25 protein-coding genes are annotated in these 19416 nt (G+C 69.6%); 14 read left to right on the top strand and 11 right to left on the bottom strand.

Going from position 1 to position 19416, the window contains the following annotated elements; all coding sequences use genetic code 11:
* Positions 1–6 precede the first annotated feature (6 nt).
* The 5 genes from grxC to ASC45_RS03300 all read left to right on the top strand — a co-directional run bounded on the left by grxC (position 7) and on the right by ASC45_RS03300 (position 2981).
* Positions 7–270 (top strand): glutaredoxin 3, encoded by a 264-nt coding sequence (grxC, locus tag ASC45_RS03280; protein WP_055449607.1) that lies wholly within the window; start codon positions 7–9, stop codon positions 268–270.
* A gap of 113 nt (positions 271–383) precedes the next feature.
* Positions 384–863 carry a protein-export chaperone SecB gene (secB, locus tag ASC45_RS03285; protein WP_055449608.1) on the top strand — a complete coding sequence of 160 codons (480 nt, stop codon included), beginning with the start codon at positions 384–386 and terminating at the stop codon, positions 861–863.
* Between the two features lie 15 nt (positions 864–878).
* Entirely contained in the window at positions 879–1922 is a 1044-nt protein-coding gene (locus tag ASC45_RS03290) for an NAD(P)H-dependent glycerol-3-phosphate dehydrogenase (RefSeq protein WP_055449609.1), read from the top strand.
* A gap of 25 nt (positions 1923–1947) precedes the next feature.
* The gene (gene pth / locus ASC45_RS03295) at positions 1948–2553 is read left to right on the top strand and encodes an aminoacyl-tRNA hydrolase (RefSeq protein WP_055449610.1); all 606 of its coding nucleotides are present in this window, start codon (positions 1948–1950) and stop codon (positions 2551–2553) included.
* Between the two features lie 2 nt (positions 2554–2555).
* Entirely contained in the window at positions 2556–2981 is a 426-nt protein-coding gene (locus ASC45_RS03300) for a hypothetical protein (protein WP_055449611.1), read from the top strand.
* Positions 2982–3021: 40 nt separating this feature from the next.
* Here the strand turns inward: ASC45_RS03300 and ASC45_RS03305 are convergent, their stop codons facing one another.
* From ASC45_RS03305 to rsmD, 3 genes are read right to left on the bottom strand one after another with little or no spacing between them, the layout of a single operon-like run.
* The gene (locus ASC45_RS03305; protein WP_055449612.1) at positions 3022–3285 is read right to left on the bottom strand and encodes a YfhL family 4Fe-4S dicluster ferredoxin; all 264 of its coding nucleotides are present in this window, start codon (positions 3283–3285) and stop codon (positions 3022–3024) included.
* 9 nt (positions 3286–3294) lie between these two features.
* Complete coding sequence (coaD, locus tag ASC45_RS03310; protein WP_055449613.1) at positions 3295–3792, bottom strand: pantetheine-phosphate adenylyltransferase; 498 nt, start codon at positions 3790–3792, stop codon at positions 3295–3297.
* A gap of 34 nt (positions 3793–3826) precedes the next feature.
* Positions 3827–4474 carry a 16S rRNA (guanine(966)-N(2))-methyltransferase RsmD gene (gene rsmD / locus ASC45_RS03315; protein ID WP_055449614.1) on the bottom strand — a complete coding sequence of 216 codons (648 nt, stop codon included), beginning with the start codon at positions 4472–4474 and terminating at the stop codon, positions 3827–3829.
* A gap of 69 nt (positions 4475–4543) precedes the next feature.
* Between rsmD and ftsY the strand changes: the two genes are divergently transcribed.
* Positions 4544–5620: a signal recognition particle-docking protein FtsY gene (gene ftsY / locus ASC45_RS03320; RefSeq protein WP_072242960.1), complete on the top strand. Its 1077-nt coding sequence runs from the start codon at positions 4544–4546 to the stop codon at positions 5618–5620.
* A gap of 13 nt (positions 5621–5633) precedes the next feature.
* On the opposite strand, the gene ASC45_RS03325 is transcribed toward ftsY, so the two are convergent.
* Both ASC45_RS03325 and chrA read right to left on the bottom strand, forming a co-directional pair.
* On the bottom strand, positions 5634–6272 hold the full coding sequence (locus tag ASC45_RS03325; RefSeq protein WP_055449615.1) for an FMN-binding negative transcriptional regulator: 639 nt from the start codon (positions 6270–6272) through the stop codon (positions 5634–5636).
* A gap of 69 nt (positions 6273–6341) precedes the next feature.
* Positions 6342–7547, bottom strand: coding sequence for a chromate efflux transporter (gene chrA, locus ASC45_RS03330; protein ID WP_055449616.1), 1206 nt, complete (start codon positions 7545–7547; stop codon positions 6342–6344).
* Positions 7548–7617: 70 nt separating this feature from the next.
* On the opposite strand from chrA, the gene ASC45_RS03335 reads away from it, so the two are divergent.
* Positions 7618–7926 (top strand): cupredoxin domain-containing protein, encoded by a 309-nt coding sequence (locus ASC45_RS03335; protein WP_055449617.1) that lies wholly within the window; start codon positions 7618–7620, stop codon positions 7924–7926.
* Here ASC45_RS03335 and ASC45_RS03340 read toward each other — a convergent pair.
* Both ASC45_RS03340 and ASC45_RS03345 read right to left on the bottom strand, forming a co-directional pair.
* Positions 7898–9253, bottom strand: a complete 1356-nt coding sequence (locus ASC45_RS03340; protein WP_055449812.1) for an MFS transporter — start codon at positions 9251–9253, stop codon at positions 7898–7900. The two genes, ASC45_RS03335 and ASC45_RS03340, sit on opposite strands and share 29 nt — an antisense overlap.
* Before the next feature lie 10 nt (positions 9254–9263).
* The gene (locus tag ASC45_RS03345; RefSeq protein ID WP_055449618.1) at positions 9264–9932 is read right to left on the bottom strand and encodes an ArsR/SmtB family transcription factor; all 669 of its coding nucleotides are present in this window, start codon (positions 9930–9932) and stop codon (positions 9264–9266) included.
* A 143-nt stretch (positions 9933–10075) separates the two neighbouring features.
* Between ASC45_RS03345 and ASC45_RS03350 the strand changes: the two genes are divergently transcribed.
* The 7 genes from ASC45_RS03350 to ASC45_RS03380 all read left to right on the top strand — a co-directional run bounded on the left by ASC45_RS03350 (position 10076) and on the right by ASC45_RS03380 (position 17190).
* The gene (locus ASC45_RS03350) at positions 10076–11053 is read left to right on the top strand and encodes an AAA family ATPase (protein WP_055449619.1); all 978 of its coding nucleotides are present in this window, start codon (positions 10076–10078) and stop codon (positions 11051–11053) included.
* A 16-nt stretch (positions 11054–11069) separates the two neighbouring features.
* A complete protein-coding gene (locus tag ASC45_RS03355) occupies positions 11070–12059 on the top strand; it encodes a DUF58 domain-containing protein (RefSeq protein ID WP_055449620.1) in 990 nt (329 codons plus the stop codon).
* Positions 12059–12523 (top strand): hypothetical protein, encoded by a 465-nt coding sequence (locus ASC45_RS03360; protein ID WP_055449621.1) that lies wholly within the window; start codon positions 12059–12061, stop codon positions 12521–12523. Before ASC45_RS03355 ends, ASC45_RS03360 begins: the two co-directional genes overlap by 1 nt.
* Positions 12520–13554: a VWA domain-containing protein gene (locus ASC45_RS03365; protein ID WP_141655715.1), complete on the top strand. Its 1035-nt coding sequence runs from the start codon at positions 12520–12522 to the stop codon at positions 13552–13554. Before ASC45_RS03360 ends, ASC45_RS03365 begins: the two co-directional genes overlap by 4 nt.
* On the top strand, positions 13551–15335 hold the full coding sequence (locus tag ASC45_RS03370; protein ID WP_055449622.1) for a hypothetical protein: 1785 nt from the start codon (positions 13551–13553) through the stop codon (positions 15333–15335). The genes ASC45_RS03365 and ASC45_RS03370 overlap by 4 nt, the downstream gene beginning before the upstream one ends.
* Positions 15332–16786 carry a BatD family protein gene (locus tag ASC45_RS03375; RefSeq protein ID WP_055449623.1) on the top strand — a complete coding sequence of 485 codons (1455 nt, stop codon included), beginning with the start codon at positions 15332–15334 and terminating at the stop codon, positions 16784–16786. Before ASC45_RS03370 ends, ASC45_RS03375 begins: the two co-directional genes overlap by 4 nt.
* 101 nt (positions 16787–16887) lie before the next feature.
* Positions 16888–17190, top strand: a complete 303-nt coding sequence (locus ASC45_RS03380) for a hypothetical protein (protein WP_055449624.1) — start codon at positions 16888–16890, stop codon at positions 17188–17190.
* 20 nt (positions 17191–17210) lie between these two features.
* Here ASC45_RS03380 and ASC45_RS03385 read toward each other — a convergent pair whose 3' ends face one another.
* The 4 genes from ASC45_RS03385 to ASC45_RS03400 all read right to left on the bottom strand — a co-directional run bounded on the left by ASC45_RS03385 (position 17211) and on the right by ASC45_RS03400 (position 19400).
* A complete protein-coding gene (locus tag ASC45_RS03385; protein ID WP_055449625.1) occupies positions 17211–17495 on the bottom strand; it encodes a YbeD family protein in 285 nt (94 codons plus the stop codon).
* A 163-nt stretch (positions 17496–17658) separates the two neighbouring features.
* Positions 17659–17874, bottom strand: coding sequence for a SlyX family protein (locus ASC45_RS03390; protein WP_055449626.1), 216 nt, complete (start codon positions 17872–17874; stop codon positions 17659–17661).
* Positions 17875–17889: 15 nt separating this feature from the next.
* Positions 17890–18945, bottom strand: a complete 1056-nt coding sequence (locus ASC45_RS03395; RefSeq protein WP_055449627.1) for a DMT family transporter — start codon at positions 18943–18945, stop codon at positions 17890–17892.
* A gap of 62 nt (positions 18946–19007) precedes the next feature.
* On the bottom strand, positions 19008–19400 hold the full coding sequence (locus tag ASC45_RS03400; protein WP_055449628.1) for a copper-binding protein: 393 nt from the start codon (positions 19398–19400) through the stop codon (positions 19008–19010).
* Between the last annotated feature and the right edge of the window lie 16 nt (positions 19401–19416).

A 19416-nucleotide genomic window follows, 5' to 3' on the forward strand; every position in this document is an offset into this window, starting at 1 on the left:
CGTCGAATGAACAAGGTTCGCATGTACACCTCCGCAGTCTGTCCTTACTGCATCCGCGCCAAGGCGCTGTTGCAGAAGCGCGGCGTTGCGGAGATCGAGGAGATCCGCATCGATCTCGACCCTGGCCAGCGCCAGCACATGATGGCGGCGACCGGCCGCCGCACGGTGCCGCAGATTTTCATCGGCGACACCCATGTGGGCGGCTGCGACGACCTCTATGCCCTCGATGCCCGTGGCGGCCTGATGCCGCTGCTGCGCGAAGCGGCCTGAAACCTTCTCGGTCGGTGGATGGGTTTGACAGGCCCGTCACCCAGCGGGCCTAGAATCCTCCAAAATGAACTTGTGCCCGCACCCAGCGGGCTTTTTTCCATGGAGAAGTTTTGATGAGCGCCACCCCCGAGAACTCCCAATCGGCCGACCCGGTCTTCATGCTGCAGCGCTGCTACTTGAAAGACCTGTCGCTGGAGCAGCCCAATTCGCCGCAGATCCTGCTCGAGCAGCAACAACCGAATGTGGACGTGCAGATGAGCGTGGAGGCGCATCCCGTTGTCGAGGGTCTGTTCGAGATTACCGTGGCCGCCACCATCACCGCGCGCATGCAGGATCGCGTGCTGTTTCTGGTGGAAGGCAAGCAGGCCGGCATTTTCGAACTGCGCAACATCCCGCAGGAACATGCCGACATGCTGCTGGGCATCGCCTGCCCGCAGACCGTCTATCCCTATCTGCGCGCCAATCTGGCCGACGCCATCACCCGCGCGGGCTTCCCTCCGGTGCATCTGGCGGAAATCAACTTCCAGGCCATGTACGAGCAGCAACAGGCGCAGCAGCAAGCCGCCAACGACGCCCCCGGCCAGTTGAACTGATTCGTGCCGTCACTCATGGCGCAGCCTTCGACCTGCTCCATCGGTGTGCTGGGCGCCGGTGCCTGGGGCACGGGCATCGCCTGCCAGATCGCGGCGCATCAGCCGGTTGTGCTGTGGGGCCGTGATGCCGAGTTGATGCGGCAGTTGCAGGGCACCCGCATCAACGCCGCCTATCTTCCCGAAGTGACCTTGCCGGAGGCTCTGAGCGTCAGCGCCGATCTCGATGCCACGCTGCGCCACGCTGCGGGTCCGCAAGGGCTGCTGCTGCTGGCGGTGCCGGTCTCCGCGCTTCGGAGCACGGCTCAGGCGGTGCGGATTTTCAATGCCGACAAACCTCTTGGCGCTCGCGTGCAGCGCCTGGTGTGGCTGTGCAAGGGTTTCGAGCAGGGCAGCGGACTGTTGCCGCATGCGGTGATTGATGCGGTGTTCGCCGGCATGGATGCGCCCCCGGCGACGGGTGCGTTGTCCGGCCCGAGTTTTGCGCTGGAAGTAGCTCGCGGCCTGCCGGTCGCGCTATCCCTCGCCAGTGCCGACGCCGCGCTGCGCCAGTCCGCCGTGGCGGCCCTGCATCATGGCGCCATGCGCATCTACGCCACGCCCGACGTGATCGGCGTGGAGGTGGGCGGCGCGGTGAAGAACGTGCTGGCCATCGCCACCGGGGTTAGCGACGGCATGGGTCTGGGCCACAACGCCCGTGCCGCGCTCATCACCCGGGGTCTGGCTGAAATCTCGCGCCTCGGCGTGGCGCTGGGCGGTCAGGCCGATACCTTCATGGGCCTGAGCGGCCTGGGCGACCTGGTGCTCACCGCCACGGGCGATCTGTCGCGCAACCGCCGCGTGGGGCTGGCGCTGGCGCAGGGGCAGAAGCTCGAACGCATCGTCGCCACCCTGGGCCATGTGGCCGAAGGCGTGCATACCGCGCAGACCGCGTTGCAACTCGCGCGGGCGCATCGTGTGTCCATGCCCATCACCGAGGCGGTGAGCCGACTGCTCGACGGCAAGCTCAGCCCGCGCGAGGCGCTCGAAGGGCTGCTGCAGCGCCAGCCGCGCGGCGAGTGAACAGTCTGGGTTCAAGGATGCATTCATGATCCAACTGCTCGTCGGCCTGGGCAACCCTGGCCCGGAACACGCGCTCGACCGTCACAACGCCGGGTTCTGGTTCATCGATCAGGTCGCCACCGCAGTCGGGGTCAGCCTCAAGCCCGAGCGCGGATTCTTCGGTGATGTCGCGCGGCTGCGTCTGCACGGCCACGAACTCTGGCTGCTCCAACCCAGCACCTACATGAACCGCTCGGGCCAGTCCGTCGGTGCCTTCGCCCGCTTCTACAAAATCGCGCCTGAGAACATTCTGGTGGCGCACGACGAACTCGACCTGCCGCCGGGCCAGGCCAAGCTCAAGCTCGGCGGCGGCCACGCCGGGCACAACGGCCTGCGCGACCTCATCGCTCATCTGGGCACGCCTAACTTCTGGCGGCTGCGTCTGGGCATTGGTCATCCGGGTGATCGGGCGGCCGTGGTCGGTTTCGTGCTGGGCAAGCCGCCGCAGAGCGAGCTCAAGCTGATCGAGCAGGCCATGGAGCAATCGCAGGCGGTGCTGCCGCAACTGCTCAAGGGCGAATTCGAGGCCGCGATGATGCAGCTCCATCGCGGCAACCGCGCGGGCGGTCAAGCTGCCAAGGCAGGGGCATAGCGATGCGCTGCGCCGTGTCGCTTGCTTGCACCGCCCTGCTGGGTGTGGCGACGGCGGGCCTTGCCGTGGCGCAGACCGCTGGGCCACAGGCCAAGCCGATCTGGCGCTGCGGCAACAGCTATTCGCACCAGCCCTGCGATGACGGGCATGCCGTGAGCGCGCAAGACCCGCGCACCCCGCAGCAGCGCCAGCAGGCCGAGGAACAGCAGCACCGACTCAGTGCCCTGCTGGCAGAGCGCGACGCACAACGTGCCGAGCAGCAGGCGCAACAACGCAAGGAAGCTGCCGCGATGCAGCGGGCTCAGCTCAAGGCCCTGCGCGCCCAGCACCGGGCCGCGAAAAAGGCCAGGGCGGCGCAGACCTCGCGCAAGAAACGCCAGATCAAGCCCGCGCCGCAGCGCAAGGTGGTGGTGCCGCAGCAGCCTTAGCAGCCCGCGATTCTCAAGTCCGCGGGCTGGCAAGGGTGGGTCAGGACGCGGGCGCCTTGGCCGTGGTGAGCTGACGATACTTGTCCATCAGTTGTTCCCGGCTCTCCACGCGGTCGGGACGCACGGGGATGCAGCTCACCGGGCAGACCTGCACGCACTGCGGTGTGTCGAAATGGCCCACGCATTCGGTGCAGCGGTCGGGGTCGATCTCATAGATTTCGGGGCCCATGAAAATGGCCTCGTTCGGGCATTCGGGCTCGCACACATCGCAGTTGATGCAGTCGTCGGTGATCCACAGGGCCATGATGGGTCTTCAGTTTGCGGCGGAGCGGCGCTGCGCCACCTTGGCCTGCAGCCGCTCCATCACCAAGGGAACCACGAATTTGCTCACATCGCCACCTAGCATGGCGATTTCCCGCACGAACGTCCCGGAAATGAACTGGTACTGGTCGGCCGGAGTGAGGAACAGGGTTTCGACATCGGGCATGAGCTGGCGGTTCATGCCGGCCATCTGGAATTCGTACTCGAAGTCGCTCACCGCCCGCAGCCCGCGCACCACCACCTGCGCGCCGCGCGCCACGACGAAATCGCGCAGCAGCCCGGTGAAGCCGCTGACCTCCACGTTGGGGTAGGGCGCGAGCACCTCGCGGGCGATGTCCAGGCGCTCGTCGAGAGTGAACATGGCGTTCTTGTGATGACCGGCGGCGATGGCCACCACCAGCCGATCGCACAACTTGCTGGCGCGACGCACCAGGTCTTCATGGCCGCGGGTGAGCGGATCGAAGGTGCCGGGGTAGATGGCGAGCAGCATGGCAGCGGGCGAGAAAGGGGAAGGGAAGCGCAGTTTAGAGGCTTTGCCCTTCCGGCATGCTGACAGTGTTGCGGCGCAGCAAAGCAAAATGCACCTGACCCGCGCGCCCTTGGCGCCACAGCGCCCAGCCTTTGGCGTCAAGCGCCTCGAACAGATCGGCGATGTCGGTTTCGACATAGACCAGACCTTGCGGCGCCACCAGGGGCTGCACCGCCCGCAGCGCGGCGAGCTGCTGCGCGCTGGCATAGGGCGGGTCGATGAAGATCACGTCAAAGCGTTCACCGGCGCGTGCCAGGCTCTGCGCAGAGGCGAGCGCGTCGGCGGCGCGCACCTGTACCTGGGTGGCGCCCAGGCGCTGCGCGGCGGCGGCGATGGCGGCCACGCAGCGCGGATGCTGTTCGATCAGTAGCACCGAGGCCGCACCGCGCGAGGCCGCCTCTAGCCCGAGTGCGCCGCTGCCCGCGAACAGATCGAGCACGCGCAATCCCGCGAGCGTTTGGCCCAGCCAGTTGAACACGGTCTCGCGCACCCGGTCGGGGGTGGGGCGCAGACCCGGCAGGTCGGGCACGGCCAGCTTGCTCCGTTTCCACAGGCCGCCGATGATGCGGACTTCGCCGACGGGGTGGCGCGGGCGGTGGTGGGCGGGCGTCGGGGCGCGGTGGCTGGAGGTGGGTGTTTTCATGGGCAGGTAAATTGTAGGGAGGCATTGCTTGTCTACGTTCCGTTATCTCCCTCGTTCGATCGGCCGTCCATGTTCCGCTTTTTTAAACGCAAGTCCGCTCCAGAAACTGTCGCTCCCGATGTCGCACCTGATGCGACGCCTGTGGCCGGGACGGGGCCTGCGCCGGTTCAGTCCCCGGTGCCCGCGTCGTCTTTGGCGGACACCGATACCTCGGCGCAGGCCGTGGAGGTGGTAGAGGAAGCGCCCGCCTCCGGCTGGTTCACCCGCCTGAAGTCGGGTCTGCGCAAGACCGGTGCCGGATTGACCGGGCTTTTCGGCGGCAGCAAGATCGACGAAGCGCTTTATGAGGAACTCGAATCCGCCCTCATCATGGCCGATGCCGGCATGCCGGCCACCACTGCCTTGCTGGCCGATCTGCGCAGGCGGGTGAAGGCGGCGCGCGCCGAAACCCCGCAGCAGGTGCGCGGTCTGCTCGCCGACGCCCTGGCCGATCTGCTCGGCCCGCTGCAGAAGCCGCTGGACATCGGCCGCACCAGGCCCACCGTGTTGATGATGGTGGGCGTCAACGGTGCGGGCAAGACCACGACCATCGGCAAGCTCACCCAGCATCTGCTGGGCGCCGGGGAAAAAGTGCTGCTGGCTGCAGGCGACACCTTCCGCGCCGCGGCGCGCGAACAACTGCTCGCCTGGGGGCAGCGCAATGCGGTGCAGGTGATCGCGCAGGAAGGTGGCGATCCCGCCGCCGTGGCGTTCGACGCGGTGAGCGCGGGCAAGGCGAGGGAGATGGACGTGGTCATCGTCGACACCGCCGGGCGGCTGCCCACCCAGCTGCACCTGATGGAGGAGCTGAAAAAGGTCAAGCGTGTGGTCGCCAAGGCGATGGACGGCGCGCCGCACGAAATCCTATTGGTCATCGACGCCAACAACGGCCAGAACGCCCTGGCGCAGGTGCGCGCCTTCGACGATGCCCTCGGCCTCACCGGGCTGGTCATCACCAAGCTCGACGGCAGCGCCAAGGGCGGGGTGATCGCCGCCATCGCCCGCGAGCGCCCGGTGCCGGTGTATTTCATCGGCGTGGGCGAAGGTCTGGAGGATCTGCAGACCTTCGATGCCCGCGCGTTTGCGCGCGCGCTGGTCGGCGAGTGACGCCGGGCGCGCTTCAGCGTGGCTTGGCGGGCAGGGTACGGGCCATCGCGTCTGCCAGAGCATTTTCGCCGCGCTTGCGCAAGGCGTCGACAGCGCCTTCGCGGTCGGGCAGGTCGCGGTTCTGGCTCAGCTTGGCCTTGCCTTCGAGCCGGGTGAGGGAGATTTCGATGCCGACGATGGCCCGCAGCATGGCATCGATGTAGGCAGGATCGGAGTCGCCCATTTTCCAGGGGCGGGGTTCGTGCGCCTCATGGGTGCGCGTCAGCCGGGCCACCACTCCCCGCACGAAACGTTCGTCGTCGTGCACCGTGAGGTGGCCATGGGCATGCACAGTCTCGTAGTTCCAGGTGGGTACCTGCCGATGCGTTTGGTGTTTGCTCGGATACCAGTTCGGCGAAATGTAACCCTCGGCTCCGCGGAAGACGACCAGCACCTCGGCACCGCTGCTGCATTGCTGCCAGACGGGATTGGCGCGGGCCACATGGCCGACGAGCCGCCCCGGGCCGCCGGGTGTCGCGTCGAACTCGAACGGGATGTGATGCGCATCGAGACCTTCGGCGGTCTGGACGACCAGAACGCCCAGAGGATGTGCGTGGAGTATGCGGTGCAGTTCCTCGGTCTGCGTGACGGCGAAGTGAGAGGGCAGATACATGGCGTCGCCTTTCGATGGGGGCACGACGAAGGGGTTGGGCCGCCCGCGACGGTCAGGAGCGAATCTACGTCAGCTCGCGCCCAGCATGCCGGCAATCACCGCGCCGCCGATCACCACAGCCCACGGTGGAGTCTTCCAGAATTGCAGCAACAGCAGCGCGGCCAGGGCCAGGGCGAAATCGCGCGGCGTGTGGATGGCCGCAGTCCACACCGGATCGTAGAAGGCCGCCAGCAACAGGCCGACGACCGCGGCATTGATGCCCATGAGCGCGCTGCGCAAGGCGGGGCGCCCGCGTAGCGCATGCCACAGAGGCAAGGCGCCCAGCACGAGCAGAAAGCTGGGCAGGAAGATGGCCAACAGCGCCACGGTCGCACCCAGCCAGCCCCCCGGTCCCTGGGCCGACACCGCACCGAGAAACGCGGCAAAGGTGAACAGCGGCCCGGGCACCGCCTGCACGGCGCCATAGCCCGCGAGAAAGGTGGCGTTATCCATGCCGCCGGGCACCACCTGGGCCTGCAGCAGGGGCAGCACCACATGGCCGCCGCCGAACACCAGCGCCCCGGCTCGGTAGAAGTCAGCCAACAGCGTCAACCATGGCCACTGCGCCCAGGCCGCCAGAATCGGCAGCCCGAGCAGCAGCGCGACAAACGCTGCGAGCAGCCCCCAGGCGTGGCGATGGCGCAGCGCCAGGGGCAGCGGCGGGTGCACGGCTTCCAGCGGCGCATGAAGCAGCCATCGCCCCACCACCGCGCCGAGCGCGATGACCGCGAGCTGCCCGCTCACCCCGGGCACCAGGGCCGCCAGCACGGCAGCGGCCACGGCCAGACTCGCGCGCGTGCGGTCGGGGCAGAGGCTGCGGCCCATGCCCCACAGGGCCTGCGCCACCACGGCCACGGCGACCAGCTTGAGGCCGTGCAGCCAGGCACCGTGCGTCAGCCCGGCGACGTGGGTCAGCAGCAGGGCGAACAGCGTCATGGCCAGCGCCGAGGGCAGGGTGAAGCCCAGCCAGGCGGCGAGGGCGCCGGACACACCGCCGCGCATCAGCCCCAGACCGATGCCCACCTGCGAACTCGCCGGGCCGGGCAGAAACTGGCACAGCGCCACCAGATCGCCATAGACCTGCGCCGAAACCCAGCCGCGCCGCTCGACGAACTCGCGGCGGAAGTAGTCCAGATGCGCGATCGGGCCACCAAAGGCGGTCAGGCCCAGCCGCAGAAAGGCCGCGAAAATGGCGCCAGGGCGATCCGTCAGGGGAGGTGTCGTCGCGTTGGACATGAGGGTTATCGAGCTACCCGGTCGAGCGCGACATATTCTATGGATAGGGCATGTCAAAGAGGAGATCGACATGCGCCGATTTGCCAGCTTCACCCTCGTCCTGCTCTTGCTGCCCGCAAGCGTCTTCGCGGCGTCCGTGCAGGTTCAGATCAAGGGCATGAACTTCCACCCCGACGCGCTGACCGTGGCGCCGGGCACCACGGTGACCTGGACCAACGACGACAGCTTCGCCCACACCACCACCAGCGACACCAAGCTGTGGGACTCGGGCCTGCTGCAACCCGGAAAGAGCTTCAGCCACACCTTCGACAAACCCGGCAGCTATCCCTACCACTGCGCGGTGCACACCTTCATGACCGGGACGGTGACGGTGAAGTGAAGCGGGGATGGGTTTCGTGCGCGCGCAGCAACACCCACAGGCCTGAGGCCAGCAGCAGCACGGCGGTGAACCAGAATGTCGGGGCGATCAGTCCGGCAGCCTGGGCGACGCCGCCCAGCACCAGTGCGCCCAGGGCGTAGCCGGTGTCGCGCCAGTAGCGGTAGGTGCCCAGCGAGGAGCTGCGCCAGTTCGGGTGCGAGATGTCGGCCACGGCGGCGATGAGGTTGGGGTAGAGCAGCGCCATGCCCACGCCCATCACCGCGGCGGCGGCCAGCCAGGCGGCTGTGCCTGTGACCAGGAAAACCGAGGCCACGCCCAGTGCCAGCAGCCACAACCCGGCGACGATGGGGGGCTTGCGGCCGATGCGGTCCGACAGCGGCCCGGTCCACAACTGCGAGGCGCCCCAGGTCAGACCATAGACCCCGGTGACCCAGCCGATGTCCACCACGCTCAGGCCGTGGCCGTGCAGATAGAGCGGAAACAGCACCCACAGCAGGGTATCGGCCACCTTGTTGGCCACCCCGGCCTGGCACAGCGCTGAGAACGTGGCGTGGCCGAAAGAGACGAAGGCGAACACCTGCAACGAGGTCGGATGCGCGGGCAGCCCTTGCGCGAACATGGGCTTGACGCCCTGGTGCCTGCCATCGGCGTGCCGCCTGCTTTCCGCCTGCGCCCAGGGCAGGGTTTCGCGCACGAACAACAGCGCGGTTCCGAGTCCAGCGGCAATCACCAGCAGGGCGAACCCCAACAGGGCAGGGCGCGGGCCGACAAGCTGCGCCAAGTAGCCGGTTGCGATGCCTGCCAGCCCCACCGCGGCATAGCCCGCGAACTCGTTGATGCCGGTGGCAAGTCCCCGTTGCTCGGCGCGGGTGATGTCCACCTTGCTGGTCACGGTCATGCTCCAGGCGAATCCCTGATTCACGCCGAGAAACAGGTTGGCCACCACCACCCACCACCAGTTGGGCGCGAAATAGATCAGCAGCGGGATGGGAATGGCCGCCAGCCAGCCCATCACCAGCACCGGCTTGCGTCCGATGCGCTCGGACAGCCGCCCGGCGACGAAATTGAGCGCGCCTTTGACCAGCCCGAACGAGATGACGAAGGCCATCAGGTAGAGGAAGGACGACTTGGGCACGCCGAAATCCTGCGCAGCTACCACCGGCAGCACAATGCGCTCCATGCCGATGATCAGGCCGACGAAGCCCACCTGCACCGCCTGCCAGATGAACTGGTGCAGGTTGATGCGGATGCCTTGCAGATGCTGGGTTGACGTCGCCTCGGCATCGGGTTGACCACCGTCGATCGGGGCGGAGGGCGCGTGGCGCATGATGAGCTTTCTACGCGTCATCCTGCTCCAGCGGCAACCCCGCAGCTTGCCATTCCGGCACGCCCTCGGCTACCTTGCTGGCGCGAAAGCCATGTTGCAGCAACAGCTTCACCGCGGCGTCGGACATGACGCAGAACGGCCCGCGGCAATAGGCGACGATGTCCTTGCCGCGGGGCAGCTCGCTCAGACGCGCCTGCAGCTCGGCCAGCGGCAGAGACCGCGCCCCGGGCAGATGCGCGGTGCGGTATTCGGCCTCCGGGCGCACGTCGATGAGGACCGCGTCGCCCTTGCTCACCTTGTCCAGCAGGGTCTGGCTGCTCTCCAGCGTCAGGCGCTCGGGTCCCGCAAACAGCCGCTGCATCACCATCTGCAGATCGGCCACATGCGCCTCGGCCACGCTGCGCAGCGCCACCCAGAGCGCGGCCACGTCGGCGCCGCTGAGGCGGTAAAGACGCTTCTTGCCCTCTTGCCGCACCTGCACCAGTTGCGCGCCTCTGAGCACGCGCAGATGGGCGCTGGCGAGTTTCATGTCGATGGCGGCTTCACGCGCCAGCGCCTCCACCGGCTTCTCGCCCTGGGCCAGGATTTCGAGCAGTTCGAGCCGCTTGGGGCTGGAGACGGCAGCGCCGATGCGGGCAACCTGCTGGTACAGATGATTCTTCAGTTCGCGGGATTCCATGAAACACACTCTAACGAACGTTCGAATGTTTGTCGATCAGAGATTGTTCCGGCGGGCACGGCGTTGCGGGTTTGTCCGCTGCGGAAAGCGCACAGGCGCTCCTACCATCCATCCATGCGCATGCACCCCATTCCAGTCTCGTCATGACCTATCCCCACCAGGCCGAAGTGGCCGCCCTGCGCGCGCAGCTCGCCACCGACATCGTCGGCCAGACGGCGCTGCTCGACCGTCTGGTCATCGGCCTGCTCACCGGAGGGCATCTGCTGCTCGAAGGTCTGCCCGGGCTGGCCAAGACTACCGCGGTCAAGGCGCTCGCCAGCCGAGTGCACGCCGGTTTCCAGCGCGTGCAGTTCACTCCCGATCTGCTGCCGGGCGATCTCACCGGCACCGAGGTCTTCAACCCGGGCGACGGCTCGGTGCGCTTCGTGCGCGGGCCGCTGTTTCACGACATCGTGCTGGCCGACGAGATCAACCGCGCCCCGGCCAAGGTGCAGTCGGCGCTGCTCGAAGCCATGCAGGAGCGGCAGATCACCGTGGGCGGCGTGAGCTATCCGCTGCCGCCGCTGTTCCTGGTGCTGGCCACGCAGAATCCGCTGGAGCAGGCCGGCACCTATGCCCTGCCCGAGGCGCAGCTCGACCGCTTTCTGCTGCATGTGCGTCTCGACTACCCCGCAGCCGACGAGGAGCTGCGCATCCTGCAGATGCACCTTCAGGCCAGCGACCCGGCGCGCCAGCTCGCCGCCCGCGACCAGGCGCAGACGATGGACATTGCCGCGGTGCTGGCGGCGCGGCAGGAGGTGTTGCAGGTGCATGTGGCCGAGAGCCTGCAGCGCGCCATCGTCGAACTCGTGCGAATCACCCGCGCGCCCGAGCAGCGGGTGCCGGGTCTGGCGGGCGTGGTGGCGGCCGGGGCGTCGCCGCGTGCGGTGCTGGCGCTGGCGCACGCGGCGCGCGGCATGGCCTACCTGCGCGGGCGCGACTTCGTGTTGCCCGACGACGTCATCGCCCTGGCGCCCGACGTGCTGCGTCACCGCATCGTGCTGTCGTTGGAGGCGGGGCTGCGCGATGTCACTGCCGACAGCCTGATCGCCGAGCTGCTGGCGGCGATGGTATGGCCCTGACGCGCGTTTGAGGGTCATGCCGATCTTGCCCCGGCTCTGGGCTGTTCAAAGCGCGTTCGCCGCAGCGCGGCCGCGGCCCTTGCTGCAGGCGGACGATGCCGCCGGGCTCATCGCCCTCGCAGCGGCGCAGCGCATGGCCCAGCCCCCTCGGCCGGTGGCCAGACAGTCGGCGGGCGAGGCGCCCTCGAGCTGGAAAGGGCGCGGGCTCGACTATGCCGAGAGCCGCGTCTATCAGCCCGGCGACGATCTGCGCGACCTGCACTGGCGGCTGCTCGCCCGCACCGGGCGGCCCTATGTCAGGGTGCATCATGAGGAACAGGCCACCGCCTTGCATCTGCTGCTCGATCTGCGGCCGGGCATGGTGTTCGGCACGCGCAGCCGCACCAAGGCCGAACAGGCGGCGCGCATGCTGCTGCTGGCGGCCTCGGCGTATGCGCTGGCGGCAGAAGGCGCCAGCGGCGAGGTGAGCCTGGGCATCTGGCGCGATACGGTGCACGCCACCGAGCTTGGTCGTGGGCGATCCGCGCTGCAGCAGCTTGCGCGCAGGCTGCAGACCGAGACCATCGAGCCGCCGCACGCGGAAGCCGCGCCTTCACCCATACCCGCGGGCGTCGAGGGCTGGGTGGGCCATGTGCTGCGCCGCCTGCCCTCCGGGGCGCGGGTGGTGCTGGCCAGCGACGGCGCGGGTTGGGACACGCCCGAATCCGACGCCGCACTGTGGGCGCTGTGCAGCCGAGCCGAAGTGCTGCTGCTCGAGGTGCGCGATCCGGTCGAGGCCGCACTGCCGCCGGGGCTGGAATCGGGTGCGGTCGAATTTCTCGACCTGGCGCAGCGGCAGACGGGGCGTCTGCAGGGCGACGCCAGGGCGCAGTTTGCCGAGCGCGCTGGACGACGCCACGAGGCCCGTCTGGCCCGGTGGCGCTCGCGCGGCCTGCGCTGCATCGCCGCAGGCGTGGAGCAGTCCGACGCCACCGTGCTGCAGCGCCTGCGTGCGCTGGGGGAGTGATGGATCGCCTCGCGGCGCTGGCCGACATTCTTCCGCCGCCGCCCCCGGCGCCCCTGCCGCCGCTGCCGTGGTGGCAGATGCCGTGGGTCGCGTGGTCGCTGCTGGCGGTGCTGCTGCTCCTCGCCTGGGCGCTGCTGGCCTGGCGTCGCGGCAAGCGCTGGAGGCAGCTTTGCGCCCGGGCCCGCGCCGCGCAGGGCGATGGCGTGCCCACCGCGTCGGCGGCTGTGGAACTCGCCACTAGCGTGCGGCGGTGCTGGCCCGAGGCCGGGTGGCCGCAGACGCTGCGCGCGAACTTCGACGCCCTGCGCTTTGCACCCCGGCCCGATCCTGTCCTGTTGCGCGTTGTCGCGCGGGGCGTGCAGACGGCGGCTGCGCGTGCGGCGCGGGCGGCCTGGTGGTCGCGCGCATCCGCGCAGCGCCGGTTCGTGCAGACGCTGCGCGACCTCACGCCGGAGTCGACATGAACCTGCACTCCGGCGCATCGCTCGTCGCCTGGCTGGGCGAACTGGTGTGGGCGCAGCCGCTGGCCTTCGCGCTGCTGCCCCTGGCCTTGCTGCCGCTGGCTGCGGCATGGCGCGGGCGCGTGCAGACCGAACCGACCGGGTTGCGATGGTTGCATCCCGATCTGCATGGCTTGTTGCTGGCCCGTCCGCCTGCACGCAGGGCGCTGGGGGCACCGCTGCTGCGCGCGCTGGCCGTCGTGGCGCTGGTGCTGGCGCTGGCGCAGCCGCAGCGGCTGGGGGCGTGGATCGCTGCCGCGCCCGAGGGCCGCGACATCGTGGTGCTGCTCGACACCTCGCTCACCATGGGCCTGCACGACGTGCAGTGGAACGGCAAACCCGCCAGCCGCCTCGCGGTGGCACAGCGCGTGTTTGCCGATTTCGCCGAGGCGCGCCGGGGCGATCGCTTCGCCCTCGTCGCCTTCGGCAGTCACGCGGCGACGCTCTTGCCGCCGACCTTCGACGCCCGCGCCGCCGGTCAGATGGCGGGCCTGCTCGCCGTGGGACAGCTAGGGGATAACACCGCGCTGGGCGACGCCATCGCCCTGGCGCTGCGCCAAGTGCGCCGCGATGCCGCGCAGCGCCTGCGGCCCATCATCATCCTCTACACCGACGGGGGGCAGAGCAACACCGGGCAGATCAGCCCGGCCGATGCCGTAGCGCTGGCGCAGCATCTCGGCGTGCGCATCTACACCGTGGAAGTCGGCAGCACGCCCGATGCGGGCCAGCCCTACACCGTGCCGGCCTACGCCGGGCCGCAGCCCGATCTGCGCCTCATCGCCCAGGCCACGGGCGGGCGCTTTTACTTCGCCGCCAGCGCCGGGGCGCAGCAGGCGGCCGTGCGCGACATCGGCGCGCTCAACCCCCGGCTGCACCCCCCGCCCACCCGGCGCGCGGTGCAACCGCTCTACATCTGGCCGCTGCTGTTGGGCGTGGTGCTGATGTTGCTCGCCGAAGCCACACCTGGGGGTGGGTTCAGAAGGGGCGGGCGATGACGTCCTGGGACGCGCTTTGGACCCAGCCGTGGTTCTGGTCGCGGCCCTGGGCCTTGCTCCTGCTGCTCGTGCCGCTGGGGCTGGCCGCATGGCGGCTTCGCAGCGCGCGTGCCGAGCGCCATGTGGCGCTGCGCTGGGCCGACGCCGAGCTGCTGCCGTTCGCCACCGCGCAGCCTCCCGCCCGTGCCGTCTGGGGCCGTCTGTTGCGCGACACCCTGATGTGGACGCTGCTTGCGCTCGCCGCCGCAGGCCCGCGCCAGCCACTGACCGACGCCGCCGGCGCCGCAGGGCCGCACCGCATCGCCGTGATGGTGCTGATGGATGCGAGCGCCGCAGCCAGCGCCGCGCCCGCCGACGCCACGCTCTCGCCGCTGGAGCAGCAGCGCCTGCTGCTGGCCGCGCTGTGGCCCGAGCTGAGCGGCGAGCGCCTCGGGCTCATCGCCTACGGCGCCTCCCGGCCTGGCGCAGCGATGGCTGTGGCGCAATTGCTGCCGCCGACCAACGACCCGGCGCTCTTCAACCACGCCGCCGATCAGGCGCGGCCGCAGATTCTGGCGGTGGACGGCGCAGGCGCCGCGCTGCCGGGTCTGCTCGACCTCGCGCGCCAGCGCCTGCGGCAGCAGGCCGAAGGCGAGCCCGGAGCCCTGCTGCTCATGGCTGGCCCAGGGCTGGCGCTGCCGTCCGATCTCGACGGGGCCGCGCTTGGCCGCGCCCTGCGCGCTGCGCATCTGCCGCTCTACGGCCTGGCGCTGCCCGGCCTGTCTGCCGAGGCCGCGTCCGTGCTGCGCGCCGTGGCGCAGACGAGTGGCGGCGAGTGGGATGCCGTGGCAGCGGGGCAGACTGGCACCGCGGCGTGGCAGCGCCTGTACGCGCAGGGCATGGCGCGTCTGCCCGCTAGCCCGGCGGCAGCGTCGGCCGTCACCGCCTGGCGCGAGCTGTACGGGCTGTTCCTGCTGCCCGCGCTGGTCGTGCTGCTAGTGTCGGCGTGGCCGCGCCCTCGGGCCATGCCCGCGTTGCTGCTCGCCGCCTTGTTCTTGGGCGCGAGCCTCACCCATGCACCGTCGGCTCGCGCCGCCGAGCCATTGCCGCAACGTCGCGCCGAACACGCGGCCTGGTCGGCCTGGCAGCAGGGCCGCTACGCCGAGGCGCAGCAGCGCTATGCCGCGCTGCCGGGCTACGCCGCACGCATGGGTGAGGGCGCGGCGGCCTATCGGCTGGGGCACTATCAGGTGGCGGCGCAGGCGTTTCATCGCGCCCTGCTGCTGGCCGACACGCCGGGGCAGCGGTTCGCGGCCTTCTACGACCTGGGCAATGCCACCCTGCATCTGCCCGGCCGATCGCTCGAAGCCGTGCAGGCTTTCGACGCGGCGCTGCGTCTGCGCCCGAATGACGCCCAGGCGCAGCGCAATGCCCGGCTCGCTCGGCGCGTGTATGAGACCGAGCACCCGCCGAGCTATCTCGTGGGCATCGCCAAGCGCGCCCCGCCCAGCCATCAGTCGCGCTTCGGCCAGCAGACCTCCGACACCCCGTCGCAGCTCAAACATCATCCGCGCGCGCAGGCTTCGGCCCCGTTGCAGCAGGGCGCGGCGCTGTCTGCCCAAGGGCATCTGAGCGCCCCGACTGGCGCGAGCGCAGCCGTGGCGCAAGCCGCGTGGCAACCGCCCGCGCTCGACTGGGCCGGCATGGACAAACGGGTGCAACTGCTCCTCGATGCCCGCGCCGAACTGCTGGCGCAACGCGCCGCGCTCGACACCCGCGCGGCTGCAGGAGCTGCGCCATGATGCGCTGGCTGCTTGCCGCCACCGGGCTTTTGCTTTCGGCTTTCACCGCATGCGCGGCAGCGCAGGGCACTCTGACCTGCAGGGTGGACAGCGCCACACCCGTGCTCGGCCACCCGCTGACCTGGACGCTCACCGCCCGCGACACGGCTCAGTCCCTACCTGACATCACCGCCGCCAGCCTGCGCCCCGACTGGCTGCTCACCGAGCAGCAGGGCGCCAGCGGCAGCGACGCCGCGGGGCATCGCGAGCAGAGCGCCGTGCTCACCCTCATCCCCCTGCGCAGCGGGCGGCTGACCCTGCCCGAGATGAGCGCAGGCAGCGCCCGCTGCCCGGCGCAGACCGTGGAGGTGGCGCCCGCCGCCGCGGGCGAGGCGCCGCTGCAATGGCGCACGCAGATGCAACCCGCCCGTCCCTACGCGCTGCAGCCGCTGCGGGTCGAGCTATGGGTCATCGGCGCGGGCAATCTGGTGTGGAACACGCCGCCCGCGCGCAGCGCCCAGGCCAGGCTGGTGCCGCTGGACCAGACCACGCGCACCGAAGTCATCGATGGCACCGCCCAGCTCGTGCAGGTCTTTGCCTGGCAGGTGCTGCCGCTGCAGGCCGGGGCAGTGACGGTGGATTTCGGTCTGGTGCGCGCGCATGCCTTCGGCCAGTTGCGGGTGTACGAGCCGCCGCCGCTGCAGTTCGACGCACGGGCGCTGCCGCAATGGTGGCCGACCGACGGCCTGATCGGCGCGCCGCAGCTTGAGGTGGTGCAGGCCTCGACCGCGCTGCGGCTGGGCCAGACCGGCGTGTGGCGGCTGCGGCTGTCGTCGCCCGGCATCGACCGCGCCCAGGTCTTGCGCGTAGCGAATGCCTGGAGCGCGGCGCTGCCGCCTGCCTTCGGCGCGGCGGGCGTCGAAGCGCACCGCGCGGGCGACGGCGCCGACGGCAGCGACGATGCGTGGGACATCGACCTCTATCTGCGACCACCGTCCGCCGGGCGGCTGCAGGCCCCGGCGCTGCGGCTGGACTATTTCGATCCGCGCACGGCATTGCCCGCCACCGCCCACTGGCAGCCCCCGGCTTTGCTGGTGGACGATCCGCGCCCGCGGCATCTGGCCATCGGCCTGCTGGGTGGGGCGGGCGTGCTCGGTCTGCTGTTCGGTCTGCGTGCGGCGGCATGTCTGGCGTGTCGCGCGCATCGCCGCCGTGCCGCCCTGCGCGCCGTGGCGCAGGCCGACACCCCGGAGGCGCTGCTGCGCGCCTGGCTGGCCGTGAAGGTCTCTGCCACCTCCGCGCCAACGCTGCAAGCATGGCTGCACGAGGCAGGCGTGCCCGAAGCGCATGCCCTGCGCCGCCATGCCGAGCGCCTGCAGCGCATGCTCTACCTCGCCCCGCTGGACGCATCGCAGGCCGACCTCGCCGCACTGGCCGCCGCCGTGCATGATGAACTGCGCCAGCGCCGCTGATGCGCATGCCCCGCGCGGTCGCGATCCATGCAATCGCGGGGGAGACCGGTCGGCGGAAAGGTTCACAATCGGCCCATCCAGTAAAGACCGAAGGAGCCGCCATGAAAACCTGGACCTCCGTGCTGGCCGGTGCCACTCTCTGCGTGGCCGCACTCGCCGTGCTACCCGCGCAGGCGCAGAGCGCATCCAGCCGTGCCGAAGACGCGATGGATCAGATCCTGTTCGACTTCGATGCGAGCGACTATGTGAGCTATCGGGTGGTGAACTTCGGCTACCTCGAAATCACCTTTCCCAGCAACACTCCGCGCGATGTGGCCAGGCGCATTCTCGATGCCGCCCGGCACAGCCCCGACATCAGCGGCATACGCGAAAACTTCGGCGGCGCGGCCTGTTCGCGGTTTTAGAAGCCCGCCGTGGCGCGGCTTTACAGCACCACTTTCACCATCGGATGACTGGTGAGCGCGCGGTACAGATCGTCGAGCTGGGCGCGGCTGGTGGCGCGGATGGTGCAGGTGCAGCTCAGGTAGTTGCGGCCGCTGGAGGGCCGAAGCTCCATGGTGGCCGGGTCGAAGTCGGGGGCGTGCAGCAGCACCACGGCGGCTATCGCGTCGGCGAAGCCATCGACATTGGCGCCCATGATCTTGATGGGAAAGTCGCTCGGATATTGGATGAGGCTTTCATCGCCGGGCGCGGTGGAGATCGGGTTCATGGTGACGGTGAAATGGGGGGACGGGGCGTGAGAGCCATTATCCGGCGTTCAGAGCGGTCCCGCCCCAGCCCTCCCCAGCAGTGGGGAGGGAGTAAAACAAGCGCCTCCCCCAGCAGTGGGGGAGGCTGGGAGGGGGATCGACGTTCGCTCGGGCGAGCTTGACTCAATAATGCGGCGGCAGTTCGTCGAACAGGCTGCGCGGGGCCGAAGGCGCGTCGGCCGGACGCTGGCGGCGGAGTTCTTCCAACTCGCGCCGCAGCCAGTCGATCTGTTGCTGCTGCTGCGCGACCAGCATGTTGAGGGCTTCGAGCAGGTCTTCGGCGTAGCCGAATTTCTCTTCCAGGCGGGTGAGCCGGTCGTCGGTGTTGGGGTCTTGCATGGGCTTGGCTACGACTCAGCCATGACCGTGCCGGTGATGAATGTCGGGCACATGCGCATGGGTGTGGGTCAGGGCGGCGTGGTGGTGCGGGTGAGTGTGCGGCTCACGGCCGTCCCAGGGGAAATCGTGGGTGTGCTGGTGATGCGCGTCGTGGCGGTGGCGGTGGGCATGATCCATCGGCTCGTGGGTGTGGGCGTGAACGTGGCGCTCGCGCACATGCAGCCACACGCCCAGCGCCATCAGCGCGGCGGCCAGCCAGAAGGCAGGCGCGGGCCATTGCGGCCAGATGGCCAGAGCGATCAACACGCCGAACAGCGGTGCCACGGAAAAGTAGGCCCCGGTGCGTGCGGTGCCCAGGTTGCGCAGCGCCACGACGAACAGCGCCAGACTCAGGCCGTAGCCGACAAAGCCCACGGACATGGCAGCGGCCACGGTTGCCGTCGGCGGCAGCGATGCCCCCGCGCCCAGCGCCGCCGCGGTGTTCACGGCCCCGGCCAGCGCACCCTTGAGTCCGGCGATGAGCAAGGCGTCGTGGGTAGCGACTTTGCGCGTCAGGTTGTTGTCGATGGCCCAGGCCAGACAGGCGGCCGCCACCAGCCCGGCCCCGGCCGAAAACGCCAGCCCGGCTCCGGGCGTCCAGGCCAGCAGCAGCCCTCCTGCCACGATGGCAGCCATGCCCAGCACGATGCTGCGGTCGGCGTTTTCACGGAACACCACCCAGGCCAGCAGCGCGGTGAACACCCCCTCCAGATTGAGCAGCAGCGCGGCGCTGGCCGCATCGAGCCGCTGCAGGCCGAACATCAGCAGCACCGGGCCTGCCACGCCGCCCGCGGCAATCGCCCCGAGCAGCCAGGGCAGATCGGCCCGCGGAATGCGCACATCCGGCACGGCTGCTCCTGCGCGCAACTTGCGCAGCACCATCAGCAGCGCCAGACCCGCGCCGCTGCCCAGATAGAGCAGCCCTGCGAGCAGTTGCGGCGGCATGTCGCCCAGCAGCAGTTTGGCCAGCGGCGTGCTGGCGCCGAACAGCAGCGCGGCGGCAAGGGCGGGGGCGGCGGAGCGCAGGTTCATGGTGGGTGACGGAGCGCGGACATGCTGCGAAGGTGCCATTGTCGCGCGCCGCCCGAGAGTCCTCACTGAACCCTGTCGATGCGCGTCACCACATCGGTGCCATCTTGCTGCTGCACGGTGAAGCGCACCTTGTCGCCCACCTTGAGGCCGTCGATCAGCTTGGGGTCGGCCAGGCGGTAATTCATGGTCATGGCGCCCATGCCCAGGCTGGGGATGGGGCCGTGGCGCAGGGTGATCTTGCCGCTGGCGGGGTCGATTTTGCGCACTTCGCCATTCGCCTGCGCCTGCTGCGTGGCGGCGCCCGAGGCGGCGGGCATCTGCATCATCTGCATGTGCTGCGCCATGCCATCCGGCGTGGAATGGTCGTGGTCGGCGTGGCTTTGCGCGGCCAGCGCCGGGGCGGTTAGGGCGAGGGCGAGTGCGAGGGTAGTGAGGGGTTTGCGGACGGTGTTCATGCGGTTCTCCTGGTGA

The organism is Thiomonas bhubaneswarensis (assembly GCF_001418255.1).
Lineage (GTDB): Bacteria > Pseudomonadota > Gammaproteobacteria > Burkholderiales > Burkholderiaceae_C > Thiomonas > Thiomonas bhubaneswarensis.

Coding starts and splice junctions, on each gene's coding strand:
- grxC (WP_055449607.1), top strand. CDS start 7: ATGAACAAGGTTCGCATGTACACCTCCGCAGTCTGTCCTTACTGCATC.
- secB (WP_055449608.1), top strand. CDS start 384: ATGAGCGCCACCCCCGAGAACTCCCAATCGGCCGACCCGGTCTTCATG.
- ASC45_RS03290 (WP_055449609.1), top strand. CDS start 879: ATGGCGCAGCCTTCGACCTGCTCCATCGGTGTGCTGGGCGCCGGTGCC.
- pth (WP_055449610.1), top strand. CDS start 1,948: ATGATCCAACTGCTCGTCGGCCTGGGCAACCCTGGCCCGGAACACGCG.
- ASC45_RS03300 (WP_055449611.1), top strand. CDS start 2,556: ATGCGCTGCGCCGTGTCGCTTGCTTGCACCGCCCTGCTGGGTGTGGCG.
- ASC45_RS03305 (WP_055449612.1), bottom strand. CDS start 3,285: ATGGCCCTGTGGATCACCGACGACTGCATCAACTGCGATGTGTGCGAG.
- coaD (WP_055449613.1), bottom strand. CDS start 3,792: ATGCTGCTCGCCATCTACCCCGGCACCTTCGATCCGCTCACCCGCGGC.
- rsmD (WP_055449614.1), bottom strand. CDS start 4,474: ATGAAAACACCCACCTCCAGCCACCGCGCCCCGACGCCCGCCCACCAC.
- ftsY (WP_072242960.1), top strand. CDS start 4,544: ATGTTCCGCTTTTTTAAACGCAAGTCCGCTCCAGAAACTGTCGCTCCC.
- ASC45_RS03325 (WP_055449615.1), bottom strand. CDS start 6,272: ATGTATCTGCCCTCTCACTTCGCCGTCACGCAGACCGAGGAACTGCAC.
- chrA (WP_055449616.1), bottom strand. CDS start 7,547: ATGTCCAACGCGACGACACCTCCCCTGACGGATCGCCCTGGCGCCATT.
- ASC45_RS03335 (WP_055449617.1), top strand. CDS start 7,618: ATGCGCCGATTTGCCAGCTTCACCCTCGTCCTGCTCTTGCTGCCCGCA.
- ASC45_RS03340 (WP_055449812.1), bottom strand. CDS start 9,253: ATGCGCCACGCGCCCTCCGCCCCGATCGACGGTGGTCAACCCGATGCC.
- ASC45_RS03345 (WP_055449618.1), bottom strand. CDS start 9,932: ATGGAATCCCGCGAACTGAAGAATCATCTGTACCAGCAGGTTGCCCGC.
- ASC45_RS03350 (WP_055449619.1), top strand. CDS start 10,076: ATGACCTATCCCCACCAGGCCGAAGTGGCCGCCCTGCGCGCGCAGCTC.
- ASC45_RS03355 (WP_055449620.1), top strand. CDS start 11,070: ATGCCGATCTTGCCCCGGCTCTGGGCTGTTCAAAGCGCGTTCGCCGCA.
- ASC45_RS03360 (WP_055449621.1), top strand. CDS start 12,059: ATGGATCGCCTCGCGGCGCTGGCCGACATTCTTCCGCCGCCGCCCCCG.
- ASC45_RS03365 (WP_141655715.1), top strand. CDS start 12,520: ATGAACCTGCACTCCGGCGCATCGCTCGTCGCCTGGCTGGGCGAACTG.
- ASC45_RS03370 (WP_055449622.1), top strand. CDS start 13,551: ATGACGTCCTGGGACGCGCTTTGGACCCAGCCGTGGTTCTGGTCGCGG.
- ASC45_RS03375 (WP_055449623.1), top strand. CDS start 15,332: ATGATGCGCTGGCTGCTTGCCGCCACCGGGCTTTTGCTTTCGGCTTTC.
- ASC45_RS03380 (WP_055449624.1), top strand. CDS start 16,888: ATGAAAACCTGGACCTCCGTGCTGGCCGGTGCCACTCTCTGCGTGGCC.
- ASC45_RS03385 (WP_055449625.1), bottom strand. CDS start 17,495: ATGAACCCGATCTCCACCGCGCCCGGCGATGAAAGCCTCATCCAATAT.
- ASC45_RS03390 (WP_055449626.1), bottom strand. CDS start 17,874: ATGCAAGACCCCAACACCGACGACCGGCTCACCCGCCTGGAAGAGAAA.
- ASC45_RS03395 (WP_055449627.1), bottom strand. CDS start 18,945: ATGAACCTGCGCTCCGCCGCCCCCGCCCTTGCCGCCGCGCTGCTGTTC.
- ASC45_RS03400 (WP_055449628.1), bottom strand. CDS start 19,400: ATGAACACCGTCCGCAAACCCCTCACTACCCTCGCACTCGCCCTCGCC.